Below are 6,813 nucleotides of genomic sequence, written 5' to 3'. Positions count from 1 at the left end.
CCCCCAGCTACCGCTGGGGGCACCCCCAGCGCCTCACACGCCGGCGGGGCCGGACATGTGGTCGGCCCCGCCGGACGCTGCCCGGCGAGTCCAGGCAGACCGGGCGCTCCGCGCCCACGCCACCCCCCGGACTCCGTTCCGTCTGGGGTGCCGGCGGACGGCCAGTGGATGGATGTGTCCCGCCCTGCGCGCACCTGTCCCGCCCCGCCGGCGCGTGAAACCCGGCTCTGGGGCGGAGCCCCACCACTTCCAGCCCCGCCGGCGTTTCAGGCGCGGGGTCTGGGGCGGAGCCCCAGGGGCTTTCAGCCCGTCCGGCGTGTGAGGACCGGGGGCACGGGGGCGGAGCCCCTGGCTCTGGCGGCACCTCCCAGCGGTAGCTGGGGGAGAAGGGGCGGGGTGGGGAAAGGGCCCCGCACAGCGGTGGCCGCCGCGCACAGCGGTGGCCGCCGCGGGTCAGGCCAGGCGGCCGTTGAGGGTGCGGTCGTGGGCCGGGTCCGCCGGAGCCGGGATCACCGACCCGGAGCCCTGCCCGGTCTGACCGGGCGACGCCTCCACGGCCACGGCCGAGCCGTCCTCCCCCGGGCCGACGCCGGAGCCGGTCACGCGGCTGGCGGCGCCCGGGACGGCCGCGGGCCCCCCGGCGCTGGAGCCGGACGCGGCACCGGCAGCACCGGAGCCGGGCACGGGGCCACCAGCGGCACCGGAGCCGGGCGCAGCACCGGAGCCAGGCACGCCACCAGCACCAGCACCCGCACCCGCACCAGGCACGGCAAGGGCACCGGCACCGGCACCGGCACCGGCCCCCACCGCCGCGGCAGCCTCCGGCGCCTGGCCCGGGCCAGGCGCCGGTTCGCAGTCCATGGTCCGCGGCAGCTTCAGCGCCATCACGGCCCCTGCCACCAACAACCCCGCACTCACCACGAGAGTGACATGCAGCCCGTACACGAAAGAGGTCCGCGCCGCGGTGTGCAGCGCCTCACCCGCCGGCCCACCCAGGTGCGCCGCGATCTGGTACGCCTCGCCCAGCGAATGCGCGGCCCCCGCCGACTCCGCCGGCGACACCCCGGGCACGTCCGTCAAGCCGGGCGCGTACGCCGCGTTCATCACGCTGCCCAGCAGCGCGATCCCCATCCCCGCGCCGAGCTGGTACGACGTCTCGCCGATCGCCGCCGCGCCGCCCGCCGCCTGGACGGGCGCCTCGCTCAGCATGGACTCGTACGCCGCGAACAGCGTCGTCTGCAGTCCGAAGCCGAGCAGGATGAACCCGGCCGTCAGCAGCAGCGGCCGGTCGTGCAGGCCCATCAGGGTCAGCAGCAGGACGGCCAGTGCGGTCAGGGTGAAGCCGAAGGAGACCATCCGGCGCGGGCCGACCCGGTGGAGCGTGTACGAGCCGGTGGCCCCGGCCGCCATCGCGGCGAAGGTCAGCGGCAGCAGCCGCAGGCCCGTCTCCAGCGGACTCAGCTCGAGCACGAGCTGGAGGTACTGGACGGCGATCAGTTCCAGCCCGACCAGCGCCAGCATGGCCAGCACGATGCAGCCCACCGACGTGGTGAAGGTGGCGCGGGAGAACAGCCGCATGTCGATCAGCGGGTGCGGGCGCCGCCGCTGGCGCCGTACGAAGAGGACGAGCAGCACCGCGCCGACCACGATCGGCACCAGGGCCCGCACGTCGAGGAGGTTCTGCCCGGCGCCGGCCCGCTTGACGCCGAGGACCACCCCGAGCACACCGACGGCGGCCATCAGCGCGCCGAGCACGTCCCACGGTCCGTCCGCCGCGCCCCTGGACTCCGGCAGCAGCCAGCGGCCCAGCGGCAGGATGAGGACCATCAGCGGGATGTTGATCAGGAAGACCGAGCCCCACCAGTAGTGCTGGACGAGGAAGCCGCCGAGCACCGGCCCGCTGGCCGCGCCGATCGCGGCGACCGCCGTCCAGATGCCGATGGCCAGGGCCCGCTCGCGCCGGTCGGGGAAGACCTGCCGCAGGATCGACAGCGTGGCCGGCATGATCATGGCCCCGCCGACGCCGAGCAGCGCCCGGGCGAGGATCAGTACGTGGGCGTCGTCGGCCAGGGCCGCGAGGGTCGAGGCCACGCCGAAGAGGCCGTAGCCGAGCAGCAGGATCCGCCGGCGGCCGACCCGGTCGCCGAGGGTGCCGAAGAGGATCAGCAGCGAGGCGCACACCAGCGGGTAGGCGTCGACGATCCACAGCAGCTCGATCGATCCGGGACGCAGGTCCTCGGTGACGGAGGGGACGGCGACGTGCAGGATCGTCGCGTCGAGCGCGACGAGGACCAGGCTCACGCACAGGACGGCCAGGACGACCCAGCGGTTGGTGCCTCCGGCGACCTCGGTCAGCCGCCGTCGGGCCTGCCAGGGGGAAAGGGTCCGGTTGCGGCCGGCCGGGTTCGTCCCCGACATGCATGTACCTCCCAGGTGATCCCTCGCGCGCGGCGGACCAGCGTTGTTGTGACGTGCCGCGGGTGAGCGGCGTAACTACGGGGTCCGGCATCGACACGCGAGTGAACCGTCAGCGTACGCGAGTTCGGTCAGGGCTCACGTGGTCAAGCTCTCACCCCGGGGCCGGCCCGGGTGTGGCGTGCGCCACTTCACCTCCCCCCGGGTACACGCCCCGTCACGGCCCGTGGTTTCCGGCGGCCGGGCCTTTGCTCCCGTGCCACCGATAATCATGCCTGTGGAAGATCTTGGATCGGGCCGGCCCGGGCGGCCCGCACGGGACCCGTCGGCGCCGCTCCCGGCCACCCTGCGCCGGGCCGCGCCCGCCCTCGCCGCCTTCGCGGCGGTGCGCCTGCTGGGCCTGGCGGTGCTCGCGGTGTGGTCGGCGGCCGCGGGCAGCAGCCCGCACACGCTGCTGTCGGCGCGCTGGGACTCGCTCTGGTACGCCCGGATCGCCGCCGAGGGCTATGGCCGGACGATCGCGCTCCCGAACGGGGCCGTCCATTCCGACCTCGCCTTCTTCCCCCTGCTGCCGTGGCTGGAGCGGGTGGTCGCGGCGCCGACCGGGCTGTCGTACGGCAGCGCCGGCCTGGTGGTCTCGGCCGTCGCCTCGCTCGCCGCGGCCTGGGGGATCTTCGCGGTGACCGACCTGCTGTACGGCCGCCGGGCGGGGGTGTGCGCCGCCGCGGCCTGGGCGGCGCTGCCCGTCGGGATCGTGCAGTCGATGGCGTACAGCGAGTCCCTGTTCACGGCGCTCGCGGCCTGGTCGCTCCACGCCGTGCTGCGGCGGCAGTGGCTCCTGGCGGGCCTGCTCGCGGCCGGCGCCGGGCTGACCCGGCCGGTCGGGGCGGCGGTGGTGGCCGCCGTCTGGGTCGCGGCGGTGCTGTCGGTACGCCGCGGCGAACGGCCCTGGCGACCGCTCGCCGGGATGCTGCTCGCCCCGCTGGGCGCGGCGGCGTACGTGCTGTGGGTCGGGGCGCGCACCGGTCGGGGGCCGCTGGGGTACCTGGACGTCCAAGGCGGCTGGGGCAACGGCTTCGACGGCGGCCTGGCCTTCGCACGGTTCGTCGGGAGCAAGCTGACGGCGGTGTCCTCGGCGGCGGCGGGGGTCGGGCTGATCGTCGGCGTGCTGCTGGTGCTGTGGCTGTACGTGCTGTGCGTACGGCAGCGGCAGCCGGTGGCGCTGCTGGTGTACTGCGGCATCGTGGTCGCGCTGGCGCTGTGCGCCTCGGGCTACTTCGGCTCGAAGCCGCGGCTGCTGCTGCCGGCGTTCCCCCTGGTCCTGCCGCCGGCAGTGGCCCTGGCCCGCCGACGGCCCGGCCGGGCCGCGGTCGTGCTGGGCGCGGTGGCGCTGGTCTCGGCGGTGTACGGGGCCTTCTGGCTGAACGGCTCGGGGCCGCCGTAGCCCTCGCGGGGCGGCGGGGCCGGGGAGGGAGATCGATTCCGATTCCTCCCGCACTTACCGCAAAGGAAATTCGACCGACCGCCACGAACTCGGTAAAAAATATCCGAACGCCTTTCCCCCACCCCACCTCCCCGATATCCCCGAACTCCCTCCGGATTCGCGGCAATAGTGCCGCGAATGAGACCAACTCCACATCACATGGTCATCACAACCCCGGCGATTCGACCGGGTCGCCCACCGGCGCGCGGTAACGTCGATTGAGTGCGTACCGACCAAATCTTCACCCGTCTGGAGCGGGTCTTCGCCCGGCTGGACCGTGAACCCCAACGACCGGCTCATCTGCAGACGCCGCAGATGAGCCGGCACCGTGTCGTGCTGCTCGGCTCCACGCTCGCCTTCTACCTGGCGATCGTGGTGGCCGTCCTGACCACCTCCTGGTTGGTCCGGCTCGACTGGCAGATCATGTTCTTCCGGCCGTACGAGCAGTGGCCGCAGCTGCACGCGTTCCTCGACTACCTCGTCGTCCTGGGCCAGCGCGGGCCCACCGCCGTGATGGTCGCCGCCTGGCTCGGCTGGCGCTCGTGGCGCCAGCACACCCTGCGCCCGCTGCTCACCCTCGGCGTGGCGCTGCTGCTGCTCAACATCACCGTGGGCTCGGTCAAGCTGGGTCTGGGCCGGCTCGGTCCGCACTACGCCACCCAGATCGGCTCCGCCGAGCTCTTCGCCGGCGGCGATATATTTCCCTCCGGCCACACCGCCAACGCCGTCGTGACCTGGGGCATCCTCGCCTACCTGGCGTCGACCGTGGTCACCCGGCGGGTGCTGTCGGTGGTCTCCGCGGTCGTCGCGCTCAGCGTCGGCGCCACCACCGTCTACCTCGGCACGCACTGGGTGAGCGACGTGCTCCTCGGCTGGGCCGCGGGCCTGCTGATCCTGCTGGCACTGCCGTGGTTCGAGCCGCTGATCGCCCGCACCGAGGCCAAGGTCTTCGAGCTGCGCGAGCTGCTGCGCGGCCGCCGCACGGGCACCCGTCCGGCTGCGGCCCCGGCCCCGGCCGGTACCCCGGTACCGCTGGCTCCGCTGTCGCCGCAGGCCAAGGTGTTCGTGCCGCGTGCGGCCGCCGGTGGCGCGCACGAGCCCGAGGAGGTCCGGGCCGCCGCCACGGCGACGTCCGGGACCGGCCCGGGGCACGCCCCGGCGGCCCGTACGGCGGTCCACCTGTCGACGCGCCCGCACGTGATCCGCTCCGAGCGGACCCCGGGCGCCCCGGTCGGCAGCCGCCGCCCGGTCCACGCCGAGCGCGCCGCGACGCGCGGCGCCCCCTCCCCCCGCCCGGTCACCGGCGGCTGAGCCGCGGCGGGCGGGGCCGGGCGCAGCGGGAAGGGTACGCACACCTTCTCGCACGCCTGGCACCTGGCACCTGGCACCTGGCAGGCCTGACGGGCGGGGGCCGGGGTCCGACGCCCGCCCCCGGACGCCGGACGCCGGACGCCGGACGCCGGAGCAGAACGACGAACGGCGGCCGCGGGCCGGGTCCTTGCCCGGCCCGCGGCCGTCGTTCCGTCCGGTCGCGTCAGCGTGGCGCCCGGCGGTTCCTCCGAGCCGGGTCACGCTTGGGTCACGGAATGTCGACAACTGTTTCACCGTCACCCGGCGCGCGGATCCGCCCGCACAACACCCCGGCATTGCCCGCGGAAGCGCCGACACGCCCGACCTGAATTCCCGTTCACATTCCGGCGCGGACGCGCAGCATTCCGCCCGTTCATTCAGGAGCGGGCGCGCCCCGCAAGAAAACTGACGACCCGTGGCCGGGCACCCAGGACGCCCCTTACGTGTTCCTCACATCTCCCGGGATGCTTCTCATCATTTCTTCACCGGGACGTCCGCGGGTGTTGTCCCGTCCAAGGACCGCTGGACCGCCCGGGCCAGCCGGTCCCGGGCCGCCACGACCCGCTCGTGCAGTGCGGCCGGCTCCACCACCTCGAACTCGTAGCCCATCATCAGCACGTGCACGAGCAGGTGGTCGAGGCTGGCGGCGCCGGTGCGCAGGAGGCAGGAGCGGTCGTCCAGCGGCTCCAGCACTCCGGCCGACGGCGAGATCCCCTGGACGGCGTCCTCGGCGGGCACATGGAGCCGGAGCACGGCCTGCTCGGCGTACGCACGCTGCGCGACGCCCCGGGAGACGTACGCGGCCAGGTCCTCGGCGGGCGGGGTGCGCGGGGCGAAGCGGGGGCCGTGCGGCGGGCGCGGCTCGATGCGGTCGGCGCGGAACGTGCGCCAGTCCGCGCGGTCCACGTCCCAGGCGACGAGGTACCAGCGGCGCTCGCTGCACACCAGGCGGTGCGGTTCGACGAGGCGGCGGGTGGCGGTACCGTCGTGATCGCGGTACGCGAACCGCAGCCGCTCGCCGTCCCGGCAGACGGCGGCCAGTTCGGTGAGCACGGAGGCGTCCACCGTGGAGCGCTCCGGGTCACGGAACATGGAGACGGTGAACTCGTTGAGCGCGGCCACCCGACGGCGCAGCCGGCCCGGCAGCACCTGCTCCAGCTTGGCCAGCGCCCGGACCGAGGCCTCGCCGATGCCCTCGACCCCGTTGCCGGCGGCGGTCCGCAGCCCGACCGCCACGGCCACCGCCTCGTCGTCGTCCAGCAGCAGCGGGGGCAGCTCGGCACCGGCGCCGAGCTGGTAGCCGCCGCCGGTGCCCGGGCTGGCGTTGACGGGGTACCCGAGCTCCCGCAGCCGTTCCACGTCCCGCCGGACCGTGCGGGGGGTCACGCCGAGGCGCTGCGCCAGGTCGGCGCCGGTCCATTCGCGGTGGGCCTGCAGGAGGGAGAGCAGGCGGAGGAGTCGTGCGGAGGTCTCCAGCATGGGGCGAGTGTGCCATCGGGCGCCGCGCCGGCCGGGCCGGGTACGCCACGTGCGGTACCCACCCCCGGACACCCGGTGCTCCGCCC

General features: G+C 74.7%; 4 protein-coding genes. 2 read left to right on the top strand and 2 right to left on the bottom strand.

Annotation, left to right across the window (positions count from 1 at the left end):
- Positions 1-453 precede the first annotated feature (453 nt).
- Entirely contained in the window at positions 454-2,418 is a 1,965-nt protein-coding gene (locus EF918_RS30435) for an MFS transporter (RefSeq protein ID WP_260610811.1), read from the bottom strand.
- Positions 2,419-2,761: 343 nt separating this feature from the next.
- Between EF918_RS30435 and EF918_RS30430 the strand changes: the two genes are divergently transcribed.
- Positions 2,762-3,859 (top strand): glycosyltransferase family 39 protein, encoded by a 1,098-nt coding sequence (locus EF918_RS30430; protein ID WP_260610812.1) that lies wholly within the window; start codon positions 2,762-2,764, stop codon positions 3,857-3,859.
- 261 nt (positions 3,860-4,120) lie between these two features.
- Positions 4,121-5,209: a phosphatase PAP2 family protein gene (locus EF918_RS30425; RefSeq protein WP_125652152.1), complete on the top strand. Its 1,089-nt coding sequence runs from the start codon at positions 4,121-4,123 to the stop codon at positions 5,207-5,209.
- A gap of 513 nt (positions 5,210-5,722) precedes the next feature.
- Here EF918_RS30425 and EF918_RS30420 read toward each other — a convergent pair.
- Positions 5,723-6,727, bottom strand: coding sequence for a YafY family protein (locus tag EF918_RS30420; protein ID WP_125652151.1), 1,005 nt, complete (start codon positions 6,725-6,727; stop codon positions 5,723-5,725).
- Positions 6,728-6,813: the final 86 nt, after the last annotated feature.

The sequence above is a fragment of the Streptomyces sp. WAC06614 genome (genome assembly GCF_003949795.1).
Taxonomy (GTDB): domain Bacteria; phylum Actinomycetota; class Actinomycetes; order Streptomycetales; family Streptomycetaceae; genus Streptomyces.
The sequence above is the reverse complement of the archived record's forward strand: the minus strand, read 5'-3'. Positions and strand labels throughout refer to the sequence as shown.

Bases quoted from the DNA above. Each gene is read 5' to 3' on its own strand.
- EF918_RS30435 (WP_260610811.1), bottom strand. From the start codon at position 2,418: ATGTCGGGGACGAACCCGGCCGGCCGCAACCGGACCCTTTCCCCCTGG.
- EF918_RS30420 (WP_125652151.1), bottom strand. From the start codon at position 6,727: ATGCTGGAGACCTCCGCACGACTCCTCCGCCTGCTCTCCCTCCTGCAG.